Annotated in this window: 25 protein-coding genes; 13 read left to right on the top strand and 12 right to left on the bottom strand. The window is 66.8% G+C overall.

The window, feature by feature from the left end; translation table 11 throughout:
* Positions 1-184 precede the first annotated feature (184 nt).
* Positions 185-1,393, top strand: coding sequence for an LLM class flavin-dependent oxidoreductase (locus ACLJPD_RS16565; protein WP_410873047.1), 1,209 nt, complete (start codon positions 185-187; stop codon positions 1,391-1,393).
* Positions 1,394-1,403: 10 nt separating this feature from the next.
* Positions 1,404-2,768: an NtaA/DmoA family FMN-dependent monooxygenase gene (locus ACLJPD_RS16560; protein ID WP_410873046.1), complete on the top strand. Its 1,365-nt coding sequence runs from the start codon at positions 1,404-1,406 to the stop codon at positions 2,766-2,768.
* Positions 2,769-2,899: 131 nt separating this feature from the next.
* Here ACLJPD_RS16560 and ACLJPD_RS16555 read toward each other — a convergent pair whose 3' ends face one another.
* The 4 genes from ACLJPD_RS16555 to ACLJPD_RS16540 all read right to left on the bottom strand — a co-directional run bounded on the left by ACLJPD_RS16555 (position 2,900) and on the right by ACLJPD_RS16540 (position 6,712).
* The gene (locus tag ACLJPD_RS16555; protein WP_410873045.1) at positions 2,900-3,265 is read right to left on the bottom strand and encodes a VOC family protein; all 366 of its coding nucleotides are present in this window, start codon (positions 3,263-3,265) and stop codon (positions 2,900-2,902) included.
* Between the two features lie 184 nt (positions 3,266-3,449).
* A complete protein-coding gene (locus ACLJPD_RS16550) occupies positions 3,450-4,565 on the bottom strand; it encodes a MerR family transcriptional regulator (RefSeq protein WP_410873044.1) in 1,116 nt (371 codons plus the stop codon).
* A 222-nt stretch (positions 4,566-4,787) separates the two neighbouring features.
* A complete protein-coding gene (locus ACLJPD_RS16545; RefSeq protein ID WP_410873043.1) occupies positions 4,788-6,254 on the bottom strand; it encodes an MFS transporter in 1,467 nt (488 codons plus the stop codon).
* Positions 6,254-6,712 (bottom strand): helix-turn-helix domain-containing protein, encoded by a 459-nt coding sequence (locus ACLJPD_RS16540; protein ID WP_410873042.1) that lies wholly within the window; start codon positions 6,710-6,712, stop codon positions 6,254-6,256. The genes ACLJPD_RS16545 and ACLJPD_RS16540 overlap by 1 nt, the downstream gene beginning before the upstream one ends.
* A 224-nt stretch (positions 6,713-6,936) precedes the next feature.
* On the opposite strand from ACLJPD_RS16540, the gene ACLJPD_RS16535 reads away from it, so the two are divergent.
* Both ACLJPD_RS16535 and ACLJPD_RS16530 read left to right on the top strand, forming a co-directional pair.
* Complete coding sequence (locus tag ACLJPD_RS16535) at positions 6,937-7,593, top strand: TetR/AcrR family transcriptional regulator (RefSeq protein WP_410873041.1); 657 nt, start codon at positions 6,937-6,939, stop codon at positions 7,591-7,593.
* On the top strand, positions 7,590-8,432 hold the full coding sequence (locus ACLJPD_RS16530) for an LLM class flavin-dependent oxidoreductase (RefSeq protein WP_410873039.1): 843 nt from the start codon (positions 7,590-7,592) through the stop codon (positions 8,430-8,432). The genes ACLJPD_RS16535 and ACLJPD_RS16530 overlap by 4 nt, the downstream gene beginning before the upstream one ends.
* Here ACLJPD_RS16530 and ACLJPD_RS16525 read toward each other — a convergent pair.
* The 4 genes from ACLJPD_RS16525 to ACLJPD_RS16510 form a co-directional block, all read right to left on the bottom strand.
* Positions 8,421-10,046: a dipeptide ABC transporter ATP-binding protein gene (locus ACLJPD_RS16525; protein ID WP_410873038.1), complete on the bottom strand. Its 1,626-nt coding sequence runs from the start codon at positions 10,044-10,046 to the stop codon at positions 8,421-8,423. The two genes, ACLJPD_RS16530 and ACLJPD_RS16525, sit on opposite strands and share 12 nt — an antisense overlap.
* Positions 10,043-10,858 carry an ABC transporter permease gene (locus ACLJPD_RS16520; RefSeq protein ID WP_410873430.1) on the bottom strand — a complete coding sequence of 272 codons (816 nt, stop codon included), beginning with the start codon at positions 10,856-10,858 and terminating at the stop codon, positions 10,043-10,045. Before ACLJPD_RS16520 ends, ACLJPD_RS16525 begins: the two co-directional genes overlap by 4 nt.
* Before the next feature lie 89 nt (positions 10,859-10,947).
* The gene (locus ACLJPD_RS16515; protein WP_410873037.1) at positions 10,948-11,901 is read right to left on the bottom strand and encodes an ABC transporter permease; all 954 of its coding nucleotides are present in this window, start codon (positions 11,899-11,901) and stop codon (positions 10,948-10,950) included.
* A 6-nt stretch (positions 11,902-11,907) separates the two neighbouring features.
* Complete coding sequence (locus ACLJPD_RS16510) at positions 11,908-13,524, bottom strand: ABC transporter substrate-binding protein (protein WP_410873036.1); 1,617 nt, start codon at positions 13,522-13,524, stop codon at positions 11,908-11,910.
* 231 nt (positions 13,525-13,755) lie between these two features.
* Between ACLJPD_RS16510 and ACLJPD_RS16505 the strand changes: the two genes are divergently transcribed.
* The 7 genes from ACLJPD_RS16505 (at position 13,756) to ACLJPD_RS16475 (ending at position 17,724) form a co-directional block, all read left to right on the top strand.
* Positions 13,756-14,238 carry a nuclear transport factor 2 family protein gene (locus ACLJPD_RS16505; protein ID WP_410873035.1) on the top strand — a complete coding sequence of 161 codons (483 nt, stop codon included), beginning with the start codon at positions 13,756-13,758 and terminating at the stop codon, positions 14,236-14,238.
* Between the two features lie 361 nt (positions 14,239-14,599).
* A complete protein-coding gene (locus ACLJPD_RS16500; RefSeq protein ID WP_410873034.1) occupies positions 14,600-14,875 on the top strand; it encodes a nuclear transport factor 2 family protein in 276 nt (91 codons plus the stop codon).
* A gap of 263 nt (positions 14,876-15,138) precedes the next feature.
* Positions 15,139-15,462, top strand: a complete 324-nt coding sequence (locus ACLJPD_RS16495) for a hypothetical protein (RefSeq protein WP_410873033.1) — start codon at positions 15,139-15,141, stop codon at positions 15,460-15,462.
* Positions 15,463-15,483: 21 nt separating this feature from the next.
* On the top strand, positions 15,484-16,017 hold the full coding sequence (locus ACLJPD_RS16490) for a sulfurtransferase (protein WP_410873032.1): 534 nt from the start codon (positions 15,484-15,486) through the stop codon (positions 16,015-16,017).
* 49 nt (positions 16,018-16,066) lie between these two features.
* Positions 16,067-16,525: a hypothetical protein gene (locus ACLJPD_RS16485; protein ID WP_410873031.1), complete on the top strand. Its 459-nt coding sequence runs from the start codon at positions 16,067-16,069 to the stop codon at positions 16,523-16,525.
* A gap of 150 nt (positions 16,526-16,675) precedes the next feature.
* Positions 16,676-16,876 carry a hypothetical protein gene (locus tag ACLJPD_RS16480; RefSeq protein ID WP_410873030.1) on the top strand — a complete coding sequence of 67 codons (201 nt, stop codon included), beginning with the start codon at positions 16,676-16,678 and terminating at the stop codon, positions 16,874-16,876.
* A 50-nt stretch (positions 16,877-16,926) separates the two neighbouring features.
* Positions 16,927-17,724, top strand: coding sequence for a SigB/SigF/SigG family RNA polymerase sigma factor (locus tag ACLJPD_RS16475; RefSeq protein ID WP_410873028.1), 798 nt, complete (start codon positions 16,927-16,929; stop codon positions 17,722-17,724).
* A gap of 35 nt (positions 17,725-17,759) precedes the next feature.
* Here the strand turns inward: ACLJPD_RS16475 and ACLJPD_RS16470 are convergent, their stop codons facing one another.
* Positions 17,760-18,386, bottom strand: coding sequence for a DedA family protein (locus ACLJPD_RS16470; RefSeq protein WP_410873027.1), 627 nt, complete (start codon positions 18,384-18,386; stop codon positions 17,760-17,762).
* Positions 18,383-19,054, bottom strand: a complete 672-nt coding sequence (locus ACLJPD_RS16465; protein WP_410873026.1) for a class I SAM-dependent methyltransferase — start codon at positions 19,052-19,054, stop codon at positions 18,383-18,385. The genes ACLJPD_RS16470 and ACLJPD_RS16465 overlap by 4 nt, the downstream gene beginning before the upstream one ends.
* A 192-nt stretch (positions 19,055-19,246) precedes the next feature.
* Between ACLJPD_RS16465 and ACLJPD_RS16460 the strand changes: the two genes are divergently transcribed.
* Both ACLJPD_RS16460 and ACLJPD_RS16455 read left to right on the top strand, forming a co-directional pair.
* Positions 19,247-20,386, top strand: a complete 1,140-nt coding sequence (locus ACLJPD_RS16460) for a sensor histidine kinase (protein ID WP_410873024.1) — start codon at positions 19,247-19,249, stop codon at positions 20,384-20,386.
* A complete protein-coding gene (locus ACLJPD_RS16455; RefSeq protein ID WP_410873022.1) occupies positions 20,383-21,033 on the top strand; it encodes a response regulator in 651 nt (216 codons plus the stop codon). The genes ACLJPD_RS16460 and ACLJPD_RS16455 overlap by 4 nt, the downstream gene beginning before the upstream one ends.
* A gap of 44 nt (positions 21,034-21,077) precedes the next feature.
* On the opposite strand, the gene ACLJPD_RS16450 is transcribed toward ACLJPD_RS16455, so the two are convergent.
* Together ACLJPD_RS16450 and ACLJPD_RS16445 are read right to left on the bottom strand one after the other, a co-directional pair.
* Positions 21,078-21,902 (bottom strand): DUF1206 domain-containing protein, encoded by an 825-nt coding sequence (locus ACLJPD_RS16450; RefSeq protein WP_410873020.1) that lies wholly within the window; start codon positions 21,900-21,902, stop codon positions 21,078-21,080.
* Between the two features lie 620 nt (positions 21,903-22,522).
* On the bottom strand, positions 22,523-23,815 hold the full coding sequence (locus ACLJPD_RS16445) for a family 1 glycosylhydrolase (RefSeq protein ID WP_410873018.1): 1,293 nt from the start codon (positions 23,813-23,815) through the stop codon (positions 22,523-22,525).

Below are 23,815 nucleotides of genomic sequence, written 5' to 3'. Positions count from 1 at the left end.
GTTGACGTCGCCGCAGCGGGCCGGTCCCGATCACCCAGCACCCCCGCTGGCCACCTGTGATCGTTGCCGACATCGAGGCGTTGCCCATCCTTCGACTGCGCCGCTCCTACCCGCCCCACAACACGGTGCCCGGCATCGAGCGTTGCACCAGGGACCGTTCACCGAACCACAGAAATGGCAGACGATGGCACCGAACCCACTGCACCTGGGTGTCGCGCTCGACGGCGCGGGCTGGCACCCGGCCGCCTGGCGAGCACCGAACTCGCGGCCCACCGAATTGTTCACCGCCGCATACTGGACCGACCTGGTCACCACCGCGGAGCGTGGCCTGCTCGACTTCGTCACGATCGAGGACAGCCTGCGCGTCCCCGGCCCAGTGCACACCCGCGGCGATGACGCCGTAGACCAGGTCCGTGCCCGGCTCGACGCACATCTCATCGCCGCTCGACTCGCCCCGATCACCCGACACATCGGCCTGATCCCGACGGTGACGACCACCCACACCGAACCGTTCCATGTCTCCACCGCCATCGCCACCCTCGACTACACCTCACGTGGTCGCGCGGGCTGGCAGGTCAGGGTCTCGGCCGGTGCCGAGGAAGCCGAGCACTTCGGGCGCCGCGAGATCACCGAACCGACACCCGCCGAGTTCGCCGAGATCATCGCGACCGGCAAGCTTCCCGAATACGCCGAAGCATTGTTCGAAGAGGCCACCGACGCCGTCGAAGTGGTGCGGCGCCTGTGGGACAGCTGGGAGGACGACGCCGAGATCCGCGACGTCGCCACCCGCCGCTTCATCGACCGCGACAAACTGCACTACATCGACTTCGAAGGCCGCTTCTTCAGCGTGCGCGGTCCCGCCATCACCCCGCGCCCACCACAGGGTCAACCAGTGGTCACCGCACTGGGCCACGCGCCACGCGTCTACGAGTTCGCCGCTGCGGCAGCAGATCTCGTCTTCATCACACCCACGCGCGAGCACGGACCGACGGGAATCCTGCGGCAGGTCGCGACCGCCGGCGCGACCAGGGTGGGCGAACCACTGCGGGTATACGCCGACCTGGTCGTCTTCCTCGACACCGACGACGAGAGCGGCGCGCAGCGCCTCGCCCGGCTCAACGATCAGTCCGGTGCCGAATTCAGCTCCGACGCAGCCCTTTTCACCGGCAGCGCCGAGGAGCTCGCCGATCTGCTCATCGACTGGGACACCCAGGGCGTCGACGGGTTCCGGCTGCGACCCGGGGTCGCGGTCGATGACCTGGCCGCGATCGTAGGACGACTCGTGCCTGCCCTGCAGCATCGCGGAGTGTTCCGCACCAGCTACCCCGAGGATTCCCTGCGCGGACTGCTCGGTCTGTCGACCACCGTGCCCAACCGCTACGCCAGAGTGTGAGGTCCCACCGATGAGTACACCCCGTAAGCAGGTCATCCTCGGCGCCTACCTCGGCGGCGTCAACCACCACACCGCCTGGTGGCACCCTCGGGCGGGCAGCCAAATCGATTTCAGCTCTTTCGAACACACCGCGCGCACGGCCGAACGCGGCAAGTTCGACTTCTTCTTCCTCGCCGAAGGTCTCATCCTGCGTGAACGCGCAGGCCAGATCTTCGACCAGGACATCATCGGCCGCCCCGACACCTTCGGGGTGCTGGCCGCTATCGCCGCGGTCACCGAACATCTCGGCCTCGCGGGCACCATCAACGCGACCTTCAACGAGCCTTACGAACTGGCCCGCCAGTTCGCCACCCTCGATCATCTCTCCGGTGGTCGCGCCGCGTGGAACGTGGTCACCTCCTTCGACGCCTTCACCGGACAGAACTTCCGCCGCGGCGGCTTCCTCGACCCGGCCGACCGCTACGTGCGTGCCGAAGAGACCCTCAATGCCGTGCGCGCACTGTGGGATTCGTGGAATGTCAATGACATCGTCGCCGACAAGGAAACCGGGCAATTCCTCGCCCGGCCCGATGCAGGCACGTTCGCCGTCCAGGGCAAGCAATTCGACATCGCGGGCAGGTTCACGGTCCCACGCAGTCCGCAGGGCAGGCCGGTGATTCTGCAGGCCGGTGTCTCACCGCAGGGCCGCGATTTCGCCGCGGCCAATGCCGACGCCATCTTCTCCCCGTACGGCAAACTGCCCGAAGCGGCGGATTTCTACCGCGACATCAAGGCTCGCGCGGTAGCCGCCGGACGCTCGGCCGATGACATCAAGATCCTGCCCTCGGCGAGTTTCGTCCTCGGCGACACCGAGGCCGAAGCGATCGAGAAATACCACGCGATCCGCAACGAACAGGTCACCGGACAGACCGCGCTGATCCTGCTCGAACAGATCTGGAACCGCGATCTCTCCGGTTACGACCCCGAGGGTCCGATTCCCGATATCGACCCCGATCCCGACGCGCCTGCGTTCATTCAGGGCCGCGCGTTTCTGCACCAGGATCGATTCGGCACGGTCCAGCGGTTGCGTGAGGTCGCCGAGGCCAAGAAGCTGACGCTGCGCGAGACGGTGATCGATCAGTTCGAACGCGGGCCGATCGTCGGAACACCGGCCCGGGTCGCGGAGAAGATAGACGAATTCGTCGGCAACGATGGATCCGACGGCTTCATCCTCGGCTCGCACCTCGTCCCGACCGGCCTGGACGAATTCGTCGACCACGTGGTCCCGCTACTCCAGGACCGCGGCGTCCTGCGCACCGAATACACCGGAACCACGCTGCGCGACAACCTCGGCCTACCCGACCTACGATCGGCCAACGTACCCGCCGACGCCTGAGTTGTGTTGCTGCTGTGGGCACTTCGTATCAACACCCACAGCAGCAACCTACGTCGCCAACCGACCTCCCGACCATATGCGCCGATCGCACAGACCCTGGCCGACGTCGAGGCGCCCCGGTACTCGGCTGCTCAGTCGAGACAGAACTCGTTGCCCTCGACGTCCTGCATCACCAGGCACGACTCATTGACACCATCGGCACGCAGTAGTCGCACACGTGCCGCGCCGAGCGTGACCAATCGAGCGCATTCGGACTCGAGTACAGCCACGCGCTCCTCACCCACAAGCCCGGTGCCGACCCGCACGTCGAGATGCACCCGATTCTTCACGACCTTCCCCTCGGGCACACGCTGGAAGTACAGGCGAGGGCCCACACCTGAGGGATCGATACAGGCCGAGCCCCGGTGCTCGTACCCCAACACCTCCGACCAGAAACGAGCAACACGCTCAGGTTCTGCGCAATCGAAGGTGACTTGGATCTGCTTAACCGATGCCATCGATCCACCATAGGGACCGGGTCCTACCTCGTCTCCACTTCGAATCGACACGCTCACAACGCGATACACAGGTCCGGTCCGCGATATGAGGTTTCCGCGATGCCATTGACGTCGACGATGCCACCTGGTTGCGCGGGCGCGGTTGGGCGCTGTCTATGGCCGTCATGCAGCTCCCATACTGCGTTCAGGCTATAAGCAACCGAAGGCCGAGATCTGCCATGTCGAGACCGGTGAGATCACCGTTACGCGCGGCCCACCGCCCCGAGGCCAGGTCGTCGCTCAGGCTGCGCACCGCCCGATGCTCGGCCTCCGGTCCGACCCTCGTCCAGGTCGATACCGCACGGCGAACATGATCCTGCAAATACGCCCTTGGCCGACGCCAGTACGCCTCGAACAGACCATCGGTGCAGTCCCACGGAATGGGCACCGGCTCCGCGATGGCGCCGATCGGCTCGGCCATTGCCGCAAGCGAGGGGAAGTCTGCAAGGAGGTCGCCGAACTCTGGCAGATAGTCGCGAGTCAGCCAGAACCGGTCCTGCCACCCGGGCTCGCAAGCATCAAAAGTGAGCACCACCACCCGGCGGGCCACACGCCGCATTTCGCGCAGCCCGCAGATCGGGTCGCGCCAGTGGTGGACGGTGGACACGGCCATCGCCGCGTCGAAGGACTGGTCGGCGAACGGCAGTCTTTCGGCTGCGGCAGCCACGCACGGTGCTGAGCCGGCGGGGCGCTGCGCGCGCATGACCGCCGACGGTTCTACTGCGGTCACCTCCCGGTCGGAGGGCTCGTAGGACCCGGTTCCGGCCCCAACGTTCAGCACCGTCTGCGCGTCACCGAGCCCGTCCCAGATCTGCGCGGCGATGCGAGGGTCAGTGCGCCGTGTGGCGGTGTAGGCGCCGCCGATCGCGTCGTAGAGCTGTGCGCCGAACGTCTTCAGTTGGTCCTCTGGACCCACCATGACTCCCTTCGCCCGTGCCTCGAGTTCTCGATCTATGGCGGCGATCATGGCATCGGTGTGTTCGCGCCGTTCCAGCAAGAGACCACGGAGTCGATGCAAATGTGCGACCGCGTCAGTGGACGGGTCGCCGACCAGGTCCGCGATCTCCCGCAGCCCGAAACCCAAGCGGCGGTATACAAGTACCTCGCGTAGTCGCTCCACGTCACCGGCCGAGTACGCCCGATACCCGGCTGCAGTCCGCATCGACGGCCGAACCAGCCCGATCTCGTCATAGTGATGCAAGGTGCGAACGCTCACGCCCGCCAACTCGGCTACGCGCCCCACGGTCAGGTGCTCCTCCACGACACCGACTATGCAGCCTGACGCCACGTGAGAGTCAAGCACCTGGAATCTGGCAGCGAGAGCCGGTGCCCCGGGACACATGACGACCGTCAACGAGCAGGTAGGTTGTCGCCCCGACGGCCTCAGCTCTCGTCTGCGAATCTCTCAGTGCCCGTTCACTAGTCGATCCCGGCCGCAGAGCCCCGCCGACACCGAGCGGACGGCCCGATCTCGGTCATAGCGCTACGATTCGGCGTTCTCGACGACGGGCTCGGCCGCTTCTGGCGTAGGTGCCGGGGAAGGCAACGCGAAGCAGAGTGCCGCGCTGACCACCAGCGCTGCGCTGATCGTGAACGCGCAGGCCGTCAAAGCGCTGCGGTAGCCGTCACTGGCGGCAACACCGAAGAAGATGGCGCTCAAGGAAGCGACACCCACTGCACCACCGAACTGTTGGCCGGTAGTCCAGATTCCCGACGCCGACCCCGCGTAGCGCGTCGGGACCGTCGACAGGAACAAGGTAGTCAACGGAGGCTGAACCAGGTTGATGCCGACACCGACGACGAACAGTCCAGGCGCGAGCAGCCACGGATTGACATCGGTGGTCGCGGTCAGTGCCGCGCCCAGTACCGCCAAGGTACCGACGGCGCCGAAAAGGGTGCCCGCGACAACGGCGTATCGGCCGAATTGCATGGTGAGCCGTCCCACCAGTGGGGCGACCGCCAATCCACCGACGGAGAACGCGACGGTCACGACGCCGGCTCGCAGTGCGGTGTAGCCCTGGCCTTCTTGGAGCCAGAGGACGAAGACGAGCAAGAATCCGCTGAAGGCGGCGAAGGCGACCAGCTGAACGACGAGTGCGACGCTGCTGATGCGCGCGCGAAGAAGCTCCAGCGGCAAGAGCGCGCCGGCCCGACCGGCGGCATCGCGATTCTCGCCGATGGCGACGAGCGCTACCGCGGCGATGCCCGCGACCAGCAGCAGCCAGATCCACGGCGCCCAGTCGTAGGTGCGGCCCTCCAACAGCGGGAACACGATGGCGACCAACCCCGCGGTCAGGCCGATCGCAGCGAGCCATCGTGGCCGCAGCGCACCTTCGCCACGGTTCTCCGGGACCAGCCAGGCGCCGAGGCCGAGCAGGATGAGGGACGCCGGGACGCTGATCCAGAAAATCGCTCGCCACCCCAGACCGGCGACGTCCGCGGTGACGAGCACACCACCGAGCAGCAGCCCCCCGGCTTGCGCGAGTCCAGCGACCACACCGAATATGCCAAGGACAGTGGCACGCTCGGGCCCGCGGAAGAGGACGAACAGACTCGAGAGAACTTGCGGCGCCAGGATCGCCGCGGCCGCGCCTTGGGCGGCGCGGCTGGCGATCAGTTCGCCCGGGCTGTTCGCGAGCGCCGACCAGGCCCCGGAGGCAGCGAACAGGGCCAGACCGACGAGGAATACCCGCTTGCGGCCCCACAGGTCACCCAACCGGGCCGCGGTGATCAGCGCTGCCGCGAACGCCAGCAGGTAGGCCGTCGCGATCCAACCGACCTGTGAAGGAGTTCCCCCGAGGTCGGCCTGGATCGCAGGCAGGCCCACGTTGACGATCGTGACGTTCAGCAGGTCCAGGGTGAACCCGAGGACGAGCACGACCATCGCGGCCCAGCGCCGCGGGAACAACGCTTCGGTCGCGTCGTCTTGCGTGGAAGTCGATGTGGTCATCAGGTGTAGCTCCCTGCACGGCTAGGTGTCCGGTGTGTGGTCATCAATTGCTCCGGCATCGCCGGTGGCATCGCTGTGCACAGCGCCTCGTGGTCCGACCTGGTGCCGACCAAACCGTGGCGGCGCAGAATCGCGTGCACTGTGGACACAGCCGGGACACGAGTCGAACCGACTCGCAGCAGGTGCGCCCGGATTCTGCGTGCTCCCCACTGCGGACGGTCCAGCCGTACGCGCACCACGACGGCCTCGATGTCGGCCGATGTCCGGGCGGGAAAACTCTTCGGGCGGCGCGACCGCGGTGCCAATCCCGCCACGCCGTGTGCCCGGTAGCGCGCGAGATAGCTGTAGTAGCTCTTGCGCGAAACGTTGTATCGCCGACATACCTCGGTGACCGTCAACCCGTTGCGGTCGGGCGCCTGCAGGATCTCCAGCCACGGCTCGGCCGCGAGCCCGATCACTGCACCGCGTTCGTCTGGCGGGCGGGTGCCGCCTCGCCGAACATGCTGGAGCGCAATCGGATCGAACCTGTCTCCGGGGGGTTGCATCATAGATATCTCCCGACATGGAACAGAGCAATTGAACTTGCCAGTTCACTTTAATGTTCTCCCATATGACTCGCAACTCGGTATACAAGAATGAACCCATGAGGAAACTTGTGACGCGATTGAGCTATGGTTCATGGATGGCTGTAGCAACACCGCCGACCGGACAGTCGGCCTCGCGAGGACGGATCGACAAGCGGCAGGCGATCCTGGATGCGGCGTTCGTCGTCTTCGCTCGCCGCGGGTACGCGCAGGCGGGCGTGCAGGAGATCGCCGAGGTCGCCGGTGTCGCCAAACCGACCATCTACAACCACCTCAACGACAAGGAAACGCTGTTCCGGCACACCCTCGCAGCCGTGAGCGACGCGGTGCTGGCCGAGAACCTGGCGGTGATCGAGCGGTTGCGCAACCCCGGTGAGAATCTGCGCGCCACCCTGGAAGACGTGGCGTACCGGCTGATCCGGTCCTGTTGTACCGAGCAGTCCCGGTCGCTGCGCTGGCTCACCTACGGTCAGGTCGCGCAATTCCCCGATCTGATGGATGTGGTGGTGAGCCGGACCTCCGATCAGCTCGGTGACGCGCTCGCCGATCGGTTGGCGCGCTTGTCGCTGTCGGGCGACCTGCGCGCGAGCGATCCGGCGATCGCCGCCGAGCAATTCCTCGTACTGATCACCGGCCCGATGGAAGGCCGCACTCGGCTCGGCACCCGCAAGGTCTCCACCGCCGAGATGCACGCAGTCGCCACCGCTGCCGTCGACACCTTCCTTCGCGCCTACGGGACACCGGAGACCCCTTGAGCCACCATTCTTTTCGATTCGGCCTCGTCACCGTTTCCCCCGCCGACACGAAGGCATGGACTTCGACCGCGCGGTGGGCCGAGGACACCGGGATCTCGGCGTTGTTGCTGCCCGACCTTCCCGCACCGGTGCCCGCGCCACTGACCGCGCTCGCCTACGCCGCCGCGGTGACGACCACACTCGAGGTCGGAACATGGGTGCTGGCCAACGACTTCCGCAATCCGTTCGTCCTCGCCCGCGAAGCGGCCACCCTGGACCTGGTGTCGGGCGGGCGCTTCCAGCTCGGGCTCGGCGCCGGTCACACCGCCATCGGCTACGGCGAACTCGGGATCGCGGCCGAGTCCGACCGGATTCGGTTCGAGCGCCTCGCCGAGTCGGTGGGCATCGTCAACGCACTGTTTCGCGGTGAGCGGGTCGAGGCGACCGGCACCCACTACGCGAATACCGGAACGTCACTGGTTCCTCCACCGCCGAGGAAGGTGCCGCTGCTACTCGCCGCGGGCGGGCGACGGGCGACCGAACTCGCCGCGGCCGAGGCCGACACCGTCGCGTTCAGCACCTTCTCCCGCCACCAGCTCACCCGACAGGTCGGATGGCTCGAAAGTGCGTCGGGCCCAAGGCTTTCCGAAATCGAACGGGCGCTGCGCTTCAGCACCCCGACGAGCACCATCGGGCCGCCGATGCCCGATGACGCCCCGAACCTGCTCATCGGATCGCCCGCGCAGGCGGCCGATCAGCTGCGCCGTCTTCGCGACGAGTTCGGTATCTCCTACATCGTTCTCGACGACGACGCGGCGCGCGAGCTGGCGCCCGTGGTGAGCCTGCTGTCAGGCACCTGAGCTGCCCTCGACGAGGTCGGCGCCGGGGATGGCTGCCAGCAGCTGACGGGTGTACTCGTGGGTGGGATTGTCGAAAAGCTCTTCGGTGGTGCCGATTTCGACGATGCGGCCCTGTCTCATGACCGCCACCCGATGGGCTATCTGGCGCACCACCGCCAGATCGTGCGAGATGAACAGGTACGCCACACCGGTCTCGGCCTGCAACTCGGCGAACAGGTCGAGGATCTGCGCCTGCACCGAGACATCCAGCGCCGAGACCGGTTCGTCGCAGACCACCAGCTCCGGCGACAGGGCAAGCGCCCTGGCGATCGCGACCCGCTGACGCTGTCCGCCGGAGAGCTCCGCGGGCCTGCGCCCCAGCGTCGACGTGGGAAGGGCGACCCGGTCGAGCAGTTCGCGCGCCCGCGCCGCACGCGAGGCGCGGTCACCGACGCCGAAGACCCGCAGTGGCTCGCTGATCACCTCCTGGATCGAGAACCGCGGATCCAGCGACTCGTACGGGTTCTGGTAGATCACCTGAGCGCGGCGCCGCAGCGCCCGCAATCGCGCGCCTTTGCCGGCCGTCACATCGTCGCCGTCGAACACGATGCGCCCCGACGTCGGCGGCGCCAGGCGCAGAATCATTCTGGCCGTGGTGGACTTGCCCGACCCCGACTCCCCCACCAGCGCCAAGGTCTCCCCGCGGTGCAGCGAGAAGCTCACGTCGTCGACGGCACGAACGATCTTCGCGCGGATCTTCGCGCGTGGCAGCGGGAACTCCTTCACCAGGTTCTCGACCGCGAGCAACGGCTCGGTACCCGGTCGGCGCGGCCGGGCCCGGACACCGGAACGTCCGGGCACGCTGCGCAACAACTGCTGAGTGTAGGGATCGCGTGGGTTGTCGAGTATCTCGCGGGTCGGCCCGCTCTCCACGATCCGGCCTCGCGACATCACCGCGATCCTTTGGGCGCGATCGGCGGCTACGCCGAGATCGTGGGTGACGAGAAGTACTGCGGTGCCGAGGGTTTCGGTCAGGCTCGTGATGTGGTCGAGGATGAGCCGCTGCACGGTGACATCCAGCGCGCTGGTCGGTTCATCGGCGATGATCAGCGCCGGGTTCGCGGCGATGGCGATCGCGATGAGCGCCCGCTGGCGCATGCCACCGGAGAGTTCGTGTGGATACTGGTCGGCACGGGTTCTCGGGTCGGGCATCCCGGCCCGTTCGAGCAGGTCCACCACTGCCTCGGGCGCCGATCGCCGGGTCGCCAGGCCGTGGATGAGCAGGACCTCGGCGACCTGGGTGCCGATGCGCTGCACCGGATTCAGCGAGACACCGGGGTCTTGCGGGATCAAACCGATCTGCGCCCCACGGATCGCGCGTAGTTCCCGGTCCCCCGCCCTCGTCAGGTCCCTCCTGCCGAACTGGATCCGTCCCGCGTCGATATGCCCCGCGGCAGGGAGCAATCCGGTGATGGCGTGCGCGGTCGAGCTCTTCCCCGAGCCGGATTCACCGACCAGCGCGACGATCTCGCCCGGCGCGATGTCCAGATCGATCTCCCGCGCGGCCCGCACCCGGCCGGTGCTGGTGCGGTAGGAGATCGACAGGCCACGCACTTCGAGCAGATTCCCGGTCATCGACGATTCGCCCACTCTCCATCGAGTGCCCGCGCGATCCGGTTGGTCGCGAGCACGACGAACGCCACCATGAGGCCCGACATCGTCGAGATCCACCACGCGTTGGCGAGATAGTTGCGGCCGCTCGAGATGAGCGAGCCCCACTCCGGCGCCGGTGGCACCGCGCCGTAGCCGAGGAAGCTCAGCGACGACACCGCCAGCACGGCGGTACCGAGATCCAAGGTGGCCAGCACGACCACCGGGCCGATCGCGTTCGGCAGGACGTGGCGACCGAGCACCGTGTACCAGCGCGCTCCCGACGACCACGCGGCCTCGACGAACACCGCTTGCCGCAATCGCAGCACCTCGGCGCGCATCACCCGGGCGAAGCCGGCCACGCTGGCCACACCCACCGCGATCGCCACCTTCACCGTGCCGTAGCCGAGCGCGGTTACCAGCGCCAACGACAGGAACAGCGACGGGATCGACAGCAGCACATCGGCGAAGCGCATCAGCACGTCGTCGACCCAGCGGCCGACGAACCCGGCGACCAGGCCCATCGCGCCCCCGACGACGAACGCGACGGCCACCGCGATCACCGTCGCTTGCAACGACAGCGCGGTGCCGTGCACGACGCGGGTGAACAGGTCGCGGCCGAGTTCGTCGGTGCCGAACCAGTGCTCTCCGCTGGGTGGCGCGAAGATCTCCGACGGGACGCCGAACAGCGGATCGCGCGCGGTGAACAGCGTCGGCCACACCGCGGCCAGCACGATCAGTACGAGCGTCACCACCGAGAGCACCAGGCCCGGCCGGTACAGCAGGAACCGCGGCAGTCTGCGCCAGTCGAAACCCGTGCGGTGCTCGTCGTCGAATTCGTCGACGACGGTTCGGATGACGGCCGCCTCGGTCAGCACGGTGTCGGTCACGCGTAACTCCTCGGGCGCGCGACCACGATCCGTGGGTCGAGCACCGGGTAGATCAGGTCGACGATGAGGTTCACCACGACGAAGACGAACGCGCCGAACACCACAACGCCCTGCACGAGCGGAATGTCCTGCACGCTCACCGCGCCCGCCATGACCCGCCCGAGTCCGTTGCGCGAGAACACCGTCTCGATCACGACCGCGCTGGCCACCAGTTGTCCGACGAGCAGTCCGACGATGGTGAGTGCGGGCAGCGACGCGCTGCGCAGCGCGTGCCGCAGATGGACCCGGATCCGGCTCGCTCCCTTGGCCCGAGCGTTTTGCACGAACGGCGCGTCCAGGGTGGTCAGCAGGCTCTTGGCCAGTACCTGAGCGATCAGCGCACCGGTCGGGATGGCCAGCGTGACCGCGGGCAGCACCAACCCGGCCAGTCCGGCGTTGCCGAACGCGGGGAACAGCCGGATCCGAAAAGACAACAGCTGCACCAGCATCAGGCCCGCCCAGAAAGACGGGATCGAGATCGCCAGCGGCGGCAGCGACAGCAGCACCTGCCGTAGCCAGCGCCGCGAGGTGTAGGTGGCCGCCACGGCGAGACCGCCGCCGAACAGTACGGCGAGCACCAGCGCCGCCGCCGTGAGCTGCAAGGTCGGCGGAAGCGCCGCGGCGATCGTGCCGGTCACCGACCGGCCCGTGGCCACCGAATCACCGAAGTCGCCGACCAGCGCCCGGCCGAGATAGTCGAGGTACTGCACCACGATGGGCTTGTCGAAGCCGTACTCCGCCCGCAGTGCGGCGAGCTCGGCCGGATCCACCGGCGAGGAGTTCAGTCCACCGCCCGCCATCGCCGACACCGGGTCGCCCGGCAGGAATTCGAGCACGAAGAACGACACGGTGTACGCCGCCCACAGCACCCCGACCGCCTGAGCCAGGCGGCGTAACACGTACCGTCCCATGCCGGTTCAGCTCCGCCAGGTGTCGTGCAGCCGGGTCCGGCTCGACGACTCGAAGGTCAGGCCGTGCACGGTCGGCGCCGCCGCGAGCACGGTCTCGAGTTCCACCACCGGGATCACATAGGCATTGCGCACGACCAGCTGCTGGGCCTGTTCCACGAGGGGCGCGCGTTTGGCCGGATCGGCCTCGGCCGCCTGTGCGGTGAGCAGTCCGTCGAGCTCGCTCGGCGGCAGCCGGTAGGCGTTGACCTGTTGGGTCGAGTACAGCGTGCGCAGGCAATCGGGGTCGGCCCGGCTCAGGTCGCCGCCCCACAGTCCGTCGAAGTCACCGGAACCGAGCAGCTGCGGGAACTGGGTGACCTGCAGCTCCTGCAGCTGCAACTCCACCCCGACCACCTTGAGCTGCTGCTGGACCAGTTCCAGCGCTGCCCGGGTGTTCTGGGAGTTGTTGAACCACACCACGGTCAGGCTCAGTCGGGTGTTGTCCTTGCGCCGGATGCCGTCACCGCCGACCTGCCAGCCGGCCGCGTCCAGCAGCGATTTCGACCGGGCGACATCGAGGGCGAGATCCGCCGACAGATCGGTGTAGCCGGGGGTCGTGTGCGAGAGGATGCCCGTGGCGGGCACAGTTCCGCTGGCGAAGACCGCCTCCACGATCTGACGTCGGTCGACCGCGGCCTGAATTGCCTTGCGCACCTGAACATCCCGCAGGATCGGCCGAGAGTTGTTGAGGCCGAGGTTGAACACTGCGCCCGGGTGCGATCGCGTCAACAGGGAGATGCCCGACGCCTTCAATCCCGCTTCGTCGGCTCGGCCGAGGCCGGTGGCGACGTCGAGCTGCCCGGACTGCACACTGCCCGCGCGCACCCCGGATTCGGGAATGACGGTGAACTCGATGGAGTCGAGATAGGCCTCGCCCTGCTTGGTCCACAACGGCGAACCCCACCCGTAGCCGACCCGCTTGGTGATCGTGATCGACTGGTTGGGAACGTATTCCGACAGCACGAAGGGACCGGAGCCAATCACACCGTCGCTGCAGCGCTGCTGGGGCGTCTTCGCGGCGTCGGCCGTCGAGATCAGGCCGAGCGCGGCGGTCGAGGTCGCCTGCAGGAACTGCGCGTTGGGCTGTTCGAAGGTGATCTCGGCGGTGTGCTCATCGACGACCTCGGTGCCGACGTACCCGGTGATATAGCCCTTGGACAGGATGGCGAGTGCGCCCAACTTCGGGATCGCGTCGAAGTTCGCCTTCACCACCTGCGCGTTCAGCGGGGTGCCGTCGCTGAACGTCACGTCCGGTCGCAGCCGGAAGGTGAACGTTCGGGCGTCGGGGCTCACCTCCCAGCTCTGCGCCAGCCACGGCACCGGCTGGCCGGTGGTGGGATCCTGGTCGGTCAGCGAATCGACCGTCTCGCGCAGCGAATACAGGGTGTCGCTGCTACCGACCTGCTGGGGATCGACACAGCCCGCGTCGGAGGCGACCGAGAACCGCAGCGTGCCACCGGATCTCGGTGGACCGGCATCGCCGCCTCGCTCGCCACCGGTGCCACAGGCACCGGTGAACAGGGTGACCACCGCCGCGGATGCCACGGCACAGCGAATCGACTTCGAACGCACAACACTGCTCACGCCAGAATTCCTCTGTCTACTGCCCGGATTCACGTGGGACTCACGGCGGGCGACACGACGAAACATTTCACACCTCGAAATACCCGGTCAACAATTCGGATCACCGCGCTCGGAATACATCGTCGCACCGAATAGTGCGATACACCATCGGGCGGTGTTCGGCACCGTGCTAGCTTCGCACCGTGTCGATAATCGAACGACGTGTTGTCGTCCGGCAGAGAAGGGACCGACGTGACCGCTGTACATGACAACCTGCTCGCCACGATCGAAGCGGAGCGGGCGATCTTCCGAACGTTCTACAAATTCTTCCGGATCGCCGACACCCAGGAGAGCGAGCGATTCAGCGAGTGCTTCACCCCCGACGCGCTGATCGAGTACCGGATCATGCCGGGCCCGCCGGTGCTGTTCCACGGCCGTGACGAGTTCACCGGTCACATGAGCCGGGTGCCCAAGTCGCAACGCTCCCTGGTCGCCCACGTCATCGGGCAGGCCAGCATCGAGTGGAACGGCGACAAACCCCTGCTCACCGCGTATGCCACGGTGTGGCATTGGTTCTCGAGCACGGCCGCCACCGACGTGGGGCGACCGGCCGACTGGGTCGTCATCGGGCTGGTCCAGGACGAGTTCGAGCAGTACGAGGGTGAGTGGCTCATCTCGCATCGCGATGTGCGCCATGTGGCGGGCCGGGTCGCCGCGGGGCACGGACCGGGCTGAACACCGCCACCGAAAATCGGGCCGGACTCCTCACCGAGTCCGGTCCGATTTTGCGTGCACAGGACTTCGACGCACTCGGTCGCCGAATTGTTCGGACACATCGGTGACAATATGTTCCGACGACTTCGGAAACAATTCACCGCGCAATTTCCGACACCACGCTCGAACTGTCACCGATGTTCCGACAACACTTATCCGGTCGCCTCCGTGATATCGCAACCCTGCGGGAGCGACAGCCGAAACCTACGGTCGAACCGCAGGGTTTCGAATGCGATCTTGTGACCTCCGAATATCGCGTGCGAAGGTGATTTCGGCCCGGCCGGAGAAACACGACGGCCCGGAAACGAGAGGTGCCACAGCGATGTCAGAAGTCCTGGACCTGGTCGAGCAGGTCGAGCAGCTCACCGAACGCCTCGCGACGCTCGAGGCCGTCCGCGCGCTCAACACCTTGCGTCACGACCTACCCCGCTACATCAACGAGGGCAGATGGGACCAGGTCGGCGAACTGTTCAGTGCCGATGCCTTTCTCGACTACCGACATCTGGGCCAGGCCGATGGTCGAGCCGCCATCCAGGCGTACTTCGCGGGGCTGCCAACGCACAGTTGGGAGGATGCCAGCGACAAGGTCTGGGCGTAGGCCTCGGATCTGGGCTCGTCCGCGGCCCGGCGCGACTGGTGCCGGGCGAGTTGCCTCCTCGTCTCGTCGAACAGTCTCGATGATCACGGTAACGGGATAGTTCATCGATGTCATCTCAGAAGACCAGCTAACTGTATCGGTGAGTTCAACTCAAGGGCACGAGAGAACCTGGTTTCATTCACGACGATCGGTGGTCTGGCGATCACCTGACGATGCTCGCTAGATTCGGAATCCAGTGCCCACCAGCGTGATCGGAGGTCCACATGGGGCAGACTGCCCCCCACGCAGTGTCCGTCTCCTGGCTCCGTGACCATCACGGCGAGCCCGATCTACTCGTCGTGGACGCGAGCACCGATTTCACGGCGCTCGCAGACGGAACGTTCACACTCGAGCCGGGACGCCTCGCGTACGCGGCAGCACATATCCCGGGCGCGGTGTTCGCGGACTTGCTCACCGACTTCGCCGATCCCGCGTCCGAGCAGCCATGTACCGCACCGGAATCGGAGCGTTTCGCCGCTGCCGCGGGCGCGATCGGGATCGGCGACGGGGTGCGCGTCGTCGTCTACGACCAGCACGACGGAATCTAGGCCACCCGCTTCTGGTGGCACTTGCGGCTGGAAGGGTTCGACGACGTCGCGGTTCTCGACGGCGGCCTGCCCGCATGGCGAGCGGCGGGCGCCAGGGTTTCGAACTCCCCGGTGACGCCCTCACCAGCCACCTTCACCGCCCGCCGCCGACCCGGCCTCATCATGTCCACCGACGAGGTGGCGGCTGCGATTGCCGACAACAAGTTCCACATCGTGGGCGTCCTCGATGCCGCGACGTACCGCGGCGAGACAGACGTTTTCGCTCGACCCGGCCATATCCCGGGCAGCATGAACCTGCCCATCGACCGGATTCGCGACCCGGAGACCGGCACACTGCGCCCTATCGAGGAACTGCGGGCATTGTTCGCTGCCTCCGGCCTGTTCGATCCAGCGATCACGCCCGTCACCTACTGCGGCGGAGGCGTCGCGGCGACGGCACTCGCCCATGCGTTGGCCCTCGTCGGGCGCGACGATGTCTGCGTCTACGACGGATCTCTGACCGCATGGACCGCCGACCCCGCGCTGCCTCTGGTCGTGGGCGAGCAGCCTGGTTGACCCAACAGCGTCCCGCCATCGCTCGCCGCCACAGCATTACACTGCCTCCATGACAGTCGGGTGGATCGTCTTCATGGTCATCGTCATCGTGGTCGCGACACTCGCGGTCATCACGCTCATCGCCCGATTCACCCTCCGCGCCATCCGCCGGAGCGCCGAGACGGCGATCTCGGCGAACTTCGCCCCCGGCGAAGCCGTGCGCAGCGACCCTGTCGCCAACTACTTCGGGCGAGCCTCGAAGGGCGGAAAGCAGGTGCGCGGCAACGGCGCGCTCGTACTGACCGATACGCGACTGTGGTTTCGACGAGCGGGATCGGATGACCCACTGGAGATTCCGCTCGCGTCGATCACGTCGGTGGAGATCGTGCGTTCCCACGCAGGCAAATCGGTCGGTCGTCCGCTTCTCAGCGTGAGCTTCGACGATGACAGCGCCGCGTGGTACGTCCACGATTCGACACAGTGGCGCGACGACATCCTGCTCAGGTGCCCGGCAGCGCCTGACAAGTGATTCGACCGCATCAGGCGTGTCTCCGGCGAGATGCGAACTGATGTGTTCCCACGGGACGGTGTTTCAACCCCGAAATCCGAAATCGTCGCTGTATCAACATCGTCGACCAGTTCCGGTTTATTCGTGTCCGCGACGGTCAACCCTGCGCTCATGACCAACTCACGCACTCGGGCACCGAGCACGCCGACGGTGGATCTGACCAGCACCACCATCGTGTTCGCGACCTGCGTGTTCTTTCTGTTCGGTCTGGCCGCCTCGACCGGGTCGCTGACCATCGCCTCCTTCGGCGCCGTCAGCCTGGGTGCGGCGATGACGATGTCCTCCAAAATGCTGAGCCTCACCAGCCTGTAGTCCACCTCCTCCACACCGTTGAGCATTACGAACGCCAGGAGCTGATCCGCATGTCCAAGACCACCGCCCACACCACCTACGAACACGCCGAACCCTTGTTCGTGCACCTGGCACTGACCGACCCGCGCAGCCCTGAACACGCTGCTCTGCGCGAGCAGATCATCGAAATCTGCCTGCCGCTGGCCGAGCACATCGCTCGCAAATATGTCGGCCGCGGTGAAATGTTCGACGATCTGCTCCAGACCGCGCGGGTCGGCGTGGTCATGGCGGTCGACCGCTACGACGTGAGCACCGGATCACCGTTCCTGGGGTTCGCGGTCCCCACCGTCATGGGTGAAGTGCGCAGACACTTCCGCGACCACATCTGGCCGGTACACGTCCCGCGTCGCGAAAAGGAGCTACAGGGCAAAGTCAGGGCGGCGACCGACGAGTTGACCCGTCGACTCCACCGCTCCCCCACCGCCCAAGAACTCGCGACCGAACTCGATGTCCCGGTCACCGATATCGCCCGTACCCTGGTGGCGGCCAACGCGTTCCAGACGCGAAGCCTCGACACCCCCGCGCGCGACACCGACGGCGATCCCAGCATGACCATCGCCGACACCTTCGGCGACGAAGACCCCCACTACCAACTGACCGAAGACACGATCACCGTCGCGCCCCTGCTGGCACAGCTGTCGGCGGACGATCGCCAGCTGCTGATCTGGCGGTTCTACGACACCCTCACCCAGGGCGAGATCGCCGAACGACTCGGTGTCTCGCAGATGAGCGTGTCCCGCAAACTCACCAGACTGCTGGGAGATCTGCGTGCGCAGACCACCGACGACCAACTCGCGCTCGCGGCCTGAACTCCGGCCCTGCGCGACATACCTTCGGCCGTTCCTCAGATTGCCGCTCGGCCCGCACGTCCGACCTCGGGTTTCCGGCGCGTCCGCCGCCACAGCGCCACCGCCGTGATCACGACGAACAACGCGGCGGCGGCCGGGAAGCCAACCGCCACTATGTGCTGCACAGAGGTGGCGGCCGCGTAGCCGACGCCGGCCTCGGCCGCGGCCCACAGCGGGGCCACCCCCGCGCTGTAGGGCGCGATCCGGCGGTAGGGCAGCCGGGTAGCTCCAGCGAGATGTGGGACAAGGGTGCGGATCACCGGGACGAACCGGGCGACCGCGACCGCCTGTCCACCACGCCGTTCCATCAACTGCTCGGCCCGCAGCCACGCAGTGCCCGGGATTCGCCGGCCGATTCCCGCGGTACGCAGGCGCGCCCCTAGTACGCGTCCGGTCCGGTGGGCGAGGAAATCGCCGACCACCACCGCTGCCGCGGCAACGCCGATCACGAGAAGCAGGTGCAACTGACCGGTGCGGGCGAGCGCGCCGGCGGTGAGCATGAGGGTCAAGGTGGGGACGAACGCACCGATCAGCAGGACGGACTCGGCCAGCAGCGCCGCGGCGAGGACAGGGTAGGCAACGGCGGGCGGTACCTCTCCGAAGAGGACAGACAGGTCGGTCACCGGCCGACTTCCGTGGCGCCGGGTGTCGCGATCGGTAGCTCGAGCGTGCCCGCGAAACCCTCGAGCTGCCATACCGCGGCCGGCGGTAGGTTGGCCCAGACTGTCCGGCGCCGGATGCCGTGGCGGCGCTGGTATCCGCTCATGAGTTCCTCGACCACTCCGTGGCGGCTTGCTTCGGCGCGGGAGGAGAAAAGCGTGCGTGCCCGGCGCGTGCCGAGATAGGCGAAGTAGGTGAGTGTCCCGCCCGGGGCGAGCAGGTCGAGGTAACGGGTCATGATCGTCGCGACCTGTTCGGGCGTGAAATTGGACAGCGGCAGACCGGAGACGATCACGTCGTAGCGGCAGTCCGGGTCCAGCTCCTCGACGTAGCCCTGGTGGACTCGAACCAGCCCCGGTTCACCGTCCGCCCGCGAATACGGTTGGACGAGGTGGCGCAGCCGATCGGCGAAACGCGGGTTGGCTTCGACGATATCGAGCCTGCTGCCCGGTGCCAGCCACCGGAGCAGAGTACGGGTCACCGCGCCTGTGCCCGCCCCCGCTTCCAGGACCATCAGCGGCCGGGGACCCCGCGTGCGCACGGGGTCGACGAGCGCCTCGGCCAGGGCCCGTCCGCTCGGTGCGACGGCGCCGGTGGTGCGCAGATCCTGGGCCGCCTCGACGAGAAACATCCAACCCTCCGGTCGGCGCCGCGCGCGGGAACAGTCGTTCGATGTGGTCCGGTCATCCATGCACTCGACGCTAGAAACGCTCGGACCTGTGCGAATCCGCCGAACGACGACCGCGTCCCCCGACGAAAGTAGGGGTCGAACCGGTCAGATCGGCGGAGGTCACCTGCCGCGTCACCGCCTAGGCTTCTGTACGTGACTCGGATCGCGCGACCCACGTGGAAGCAGTACGGGCGCTGGGCCTTGGTGGTGCTGCTGACGTTCGTGGCCGTCCAGAACACTGCCTCTGCCACGGGCGGTCGCTATCTGACCATGCCTGCCGCGGCGGCTGTGCTGTGCGGTGCGGCGCTGCTCGCGCCCCGGCTGCCGTGGCCGGTAGCACCGGCGCTGGCCACGGTGGCGGCCGCGGCCTGGGGGTGGCCGCTGCTGCCCCTGCTGCTGGTCGCCATGTTCGAACTGGCCGCGCATCGTCGCGCACCCGTCGCGGTCGGGTGCGCACTGGTCGCGCTCGTAGCCAATGTGTTCACCGACCCGGTGACCGCGCTGTGGACGCCCCAGCAGTACGGAGCGACCCTGTTCCTGATGGTGGCCGTGGTGGGTGGTCTGTGGCTGGGTAGCCGCCGCCGCCTGGTGGAGTCGCTCAATTCCCAGGTCGAGCACCTGCGCGTGGAGCGGAAACTGCGCGAACAGGCGGCTCGCGCGGCCGAACGGTCCCGGATCGCCGCCGAAATGCACGATGTCCTCGCGCACCGACTGAGCTTGATCGCCTTGCATACCGGCGTGCTCACCACCAAGGCCGACACCCTGCCGCCGCCGATCGCCGAACGGCTGGCCCTGCTACGCACCGCCGCCACCGAAGCCCTGGCCGACCTGCGCGACGTGCTGGGCGCCCTGCACGATACCGAAACCGGCTCCGCCCCACGCGATCCCGTGCTACGCGAGGTGGACGAACTCGTCGAGCAGAGTCGGGTGGCCGGGCAACACGTTCAGATCGACGCCACCGGGCGCCCCGAGGAAGCTCCAGCAGCCCATCGCCTCGCCGTTTACCGGATCGTCCAGGAAGGATTGTCCAATGCCCGCAAGCACGCCCGCGGCGCACAGGTCACCATCCGAGTCTGTTATCAGCCGCCCACCACCACAGTGGAGATCACAAATACGGCCGGAGCCCCGGCACCGGGTGTTGTCGATTCCGGCTTCGGTCTGGTGGGACTGCGGGAACGGGTCACCGCCCTCGGAGGCGACCTGGTCGCCGGTCCCACCGGCGCCGGTTCCTGGCGACTTTTCAGCACAATTCCCCATCCGGCAGATCTCGCACAGAACGGTTGGAGTACATGATCCGTGTGCTGATCGCCGACGACGACGCCCTGGTCCGCCTCGGACTCGCCGATCTGCTCGCCGGCGACGACGATGTCGAGGTGACCGCCCAGGCATCCGACGGGGTGCACGCTGTCGAGCTGGCCACGACCCATCACATCGACGTCGCCCTCGTCGATATCCGGATGCCCCGGATGGACGGCATCACCGCCATCGCTCGTCTCCGGGCGCTGCCCCATCCGCCGAAGGTGATCACCCTGACTACCTTCGACCTCGATGAATATGTTTACAACGCCCTCGCCGCCGGCGCCGACGGTTTCCTGCTGAAAGATACCGACCCCGCCGAGATCCTGCGTGCGGTTCATCTCGTCGCTGCCGGATCCGCCATGCTGCACCCCCGAGCGGCCCGTCGCGTCATCGACCGCTTCCACCGATCCGATCAGCGGCGGATAGCCGCCGCCCTGGCCCGCGCCGACCGCCTCACCCCCCGTGAGCGGGACGTACTCGCATTACTCGCACAAGGCGAAACCAACGCCGACATCGCGGTCCGCCTGCGTCTGCGGGAAAGCACAGTCAAAGCCCACGTCAGCCGCATCCTCTCCACCTTGGATGTCACCAACCGCGTCCAAGCAGCCCTACTGGCCCACGACGCCGGCCTCACCCGGTGACTCGTCGGAGGTGCGGCCGCGCGTTTCCCCTCATGCGGGTGCGGCTAGTGGACCTTGCGGAACCGGGCGTCGAGAAACGTGAAGAACGCGAACGCGGCCAGGCCGACCGCGACGACGAGCAACAGCAGGGTGCCATCCCGCTGGACCGCCAGGGTCCTTAGCGCCATGTCCAGCCCGGTCGCCTTCTGCGGCTGGCTCTGCACGGCAGCCACGATGACGAGCAGCCCGGCACCGGCGTACACCCCGCCGAGCGCCACGTACCCGACCTGCCCGAGCCGGATCACGGCCCGTTCCGTCGACCGGCTCGCCTTGCTGAAGTCCTGCTCCTCGTGAAACCGCTTCGACCAGCCATGGTGGGCGACGAACAGGCCCGCGGCGACGATGGCGAGCCCGATGACGATCACCACCGGCTTGCCCCACTCCTCGCTGAGCAGGCTACCGATGAGACCGAGCTGTGCCTGGTCGGTCGAGGAGGCCGGCGAGCCGTTCGCGAGCTTGGCCGCGCTGTAGGCGAGGTAACCGAACAGGACCACCTCACCGAAGTTCATCGCGCGCAGCAGCTTGTCCTTGCGGCTTCTCCGCGCGCCGGTGAAGGTCTCGAGCAACTGCCACAGCACGGCGAACCCGAGTCCGACGGCGATGAGCCAGAGCACGAACCCGCCGCCGGGGTTCGCCGCGAGGTTCTGCAGCGCGCCGGTCTTGTCCGCTTTTCCGACCCCGCCGCCGTCGAGGTCGCCGAGCGCGACCTGAACACAGACCCAGGCCACGAGGAGGTGGACCACGCCATACGCCACCAGGCCCACCCGCGCCGCTAACTGGAACGGCGCGCTCCCGGCCACCTCGTGCGAGACCTGATTCGACTTGCTCATAACCACACTCTTCCGGCTGACCGAGGCAGAATCGGCGGGACGGCTACCGCGGGTCGGCCTCCGCCCCGGCTGACAGCTCGGCCCAATCCTGCCAACCCTTGACCCGGTCAGCGTAGCGAATACCCGCAGGCAAGCCCCCTGAACGATAACCGTGTTACCCTTTCGGCAATCGGCGACGCCACGCGGCCGTTCACCTGCCGCGCACGACCGAACATGCTCACCACCACGCATATAAGGGCAACGCATGAACACAGAGCCACCGCGCAGATCGTTCACAGCGACAATCAGTCGGCAGTCACCGGCAACAGTCGTGGATCGCGGCTGGTCGCACAACGGCTCGGTTCTTACCCCCGGAGGCCGGGGAAGCTTCTGATGTCACTGCGTCGATCTCCACGCCCCGCCGAACCCGACACTCACCTCCGAGTGATCACGGATGGCCTGGTGGTCGACCTCTGCGGTTGCCGTACCGCGGTGCGGAACTTCTTGCACGACTGGCTTTCCCATCCTCACCCCTCGATCACTGCCAGCGAGATCAGCGATGGGTTCCTCCCCAAACGGCGAATGCCCTGCGAAGCGCTGTGGCTGGACCCGTAGTCGAGCCACAGCTGGTATCGGACTCGTCAGCGTGGCTCGACCGACACCGGATCGCCGCAACTGTCGGGCAGCGCAACCAATGAGCACGGGGCTGGTTGGCGCGTCGGCCGGTAGGTGGATGGCACCCCGTGGTGTTCGGTGATCTCACGGTAGGCCGCCACCGCGACTGTCGGTCGGCGGGTCAGGGCAGGGTCGTGGACGGCATCGACGCTGTAGAGACCGAATCGGGATCCGTATTCACCCCACTCGTAGTTGTCGGTGAGGCTCCAGTAGTTGTAGGAGACGATATTGATGCCGTCTCGGCGCGCGCGCTGAATCCAATAGATAGTGTCGCGGAGATGGTCGTCGCGGCGGTACCCGTCGGCACGGTTCTGATTCGCGTCGGTAGCCAATCCGTTCTCGATCACCCGCAGCGGCTTGTTCGGATATTTGGCGGCGAAGTGGCGCAGCACGTAGTACATGCTCTCCGGTGATTGCGGCAGGTTCCAGAACGATCCGCCCGAGGTGATGAACGACGACAGTTCCGAGGGCGCGATCGAGTAGTACTGGTCGATGCCGATGAAGTCGAAGGAATCGACCATACGGTCGGAGAACACGGTCTCCAGCGCCGGCTCCACACCGGGCACTGGGATGTAGGCGATATTCGAGGAGACCTGGCCGCCGGGCTGCACGGCATGGATGTAGGTCGTGATCGCTCGATGAGCCTCGATGATCCCATCGACCATGAGCCCGGTGTTCAGCGGCGCCAAACCGCCGTAGGTCAGTTCCCGCCGGACGTATTCGCTCGGCTCGTTGAAGGTGATCCAGATCGGCTCGGCCCAGGTGTAGCGATCAACGACACGTCGCCCGAAAGCGGTCAGGGCCGGGGCCATCTCCGGGTTGTTCCACCCTCCACGATCGACCGCCCAACCAGGATGAACCCAGTGATTCAACGTGATCATGGGGCGCATGCCCGAGGCCACGACGGCGCCGATCACCGCATCGTAGAACGCCCAACCGGCCGCATCGTCGACACCGGGCTGCGGTTCGACGCGCGACCACTCCACCGACATCCGATAGTTGTCCACACCGATCGAGGCCGCCTTGGCGACATCGCCTTCGTACTGGTGGTAGAAGTCCACGGCGTTTCCCACCGGCTCGTGCAATTTCCCTTCGTTGCCGTAGCGCAGATAGTTCGAGTCCTGGTTGAAACCTTCGGACTGGAAACCGGATTGAGAGATCCCGAACTCGAAGTCCGCCGGTAACGCGGGCAGGTCTTCGGCCGCTGAGGGCGCCGCAAGGGCAGTGAGAGCCAGCACCGAGACCACTGCGGACAGCAT

Source organism: Nocardia sp. A7 (genome assembly GCF_046549215.1).
Taxonomy (GTDB): domain Bacteria; phylum Actinomycetota; class Actinomycetes; order Mycobacteriales; family Mycobacteriaceae; genus Nocardia.
This window is presented reverse-complemented; position numbering and strand designations above follow the sequence as displayed.

Bases quoted from the DNA above. Each gene is read 5' to 3' on its own strand.
- ACLJPD_RS16545 (WP_410873043.1), bottom strand. From the start codon at position 6,254: ATGACCACATCGACTTCCACGCAAGACGACGCGACCGAAGCGTTGTTC.
- ACLJPD_RS16560 (WP_410873046.1), top strand. From the start codon at position 1,404: ATGAGTACACCCCGTAAGCAGGTCATCCTCGGCGCCTACCTCGGCGGC.
- ACLJPD_RS16495 (WP_410873033.1), top strand. From the start codon at position 15,139: ATGGGGCAGACTGCCCCCCACGCAGTGTCCGTCTCCTGGCTCCGTGAC.
- ACLJPD_RS16465 (WP_410873026.1), bottom strand. From the start codon at position 19,054: ATGTTTCTCGTCGAGGCGGCCCAGGATCTGCGCACCACCGGCGCCGTC.
- ACLJPD_RS16445 (WP_410873018.1), bottom strand. From the start codon at position 23,815: ATGCTGTCCGCAGTGGTCTCGGTGCTGGCTCTCACTGCCCTTGCGGCG.
- ACLJPD_RS16475 (WP_410873028.1), top strand. From the start codon at position 16,927: ATGTCCAAGACCACCGCCCACACCACCTACGAACACGCCGAACCCTTG.
- ACLJPD_RS16480 (WP_410873030.1), top strand. From the start codon at position 16,676: ATGACCAACTCACGCACTCGGGCACCGAGCACGCCGACGGTGGATCTG.
- ACLJPD_RS16525 (WP_410873038.1), bottom strand. From the start codon at position 10,046: ATGACCGGGAATCTGCTCGAAGTGCGTGGCCTGTCGATCTCCTACCGC.
- ACLJPD_RS16535 (WP_410873041.1), top strand. From the start codon at position 6,937: ATGGCTGTAGCAACACCGCCGACCGGACAGTCGGCCTCGCGAGGACGG.
- ACLJPD_RS16455 (WP_410873022.1), top strand. From the start codon at position 20,383: ATGATCCGTGTGCTGATCGCCGACGACGACGCCCTGGTCCGCCTCGGA.
- ACLJPD_RS16555 (WP_410873045.1), bottom strand. From the start codon at position 3,265: ATGGCATCGGTTAAGCAGATCCAAGTCACCTTCGATTGCGCAGAACCT.
- ACLJPD_RS16485 (WP_410873031.1), top strand. From the start codon at position 16,067: ATGACAGTCGGGTGGATCGTCTTCATGGTCATCGTCATCGTGGTCGCG.
- ACLJPD_RS16565 (WP_410873047.1), top strand. From the start codon at position 185: ATGGCACCGAACCCACTGCACCTGGGTGTCGCGCTCGACGGCGCGGGC.
- ACLJPD_RS16450 (WP_410873020.1), bottom strand. From the start codon at position 21,902: ATGAGCAAGTCGAATCAGGTCTCGCACGAGGTGGCCGGGAGCGCGCCG.
- ACLJPD_RS16500 (WP_410873034.1), top strand. From the start codon at position 14,600: ATGTCAGAAGTCCTGGACCTGGTCGAGCAGGTCGAGCAGCTCACCGAA.
- ACLJPD_RS16515 (WP_410873037.1), bottom strand. From the start codon at position 11,901: ATGGGACGGTACGTGTTACGCCGCCTGGCTCAGGCGGTCGGGGTGCTG.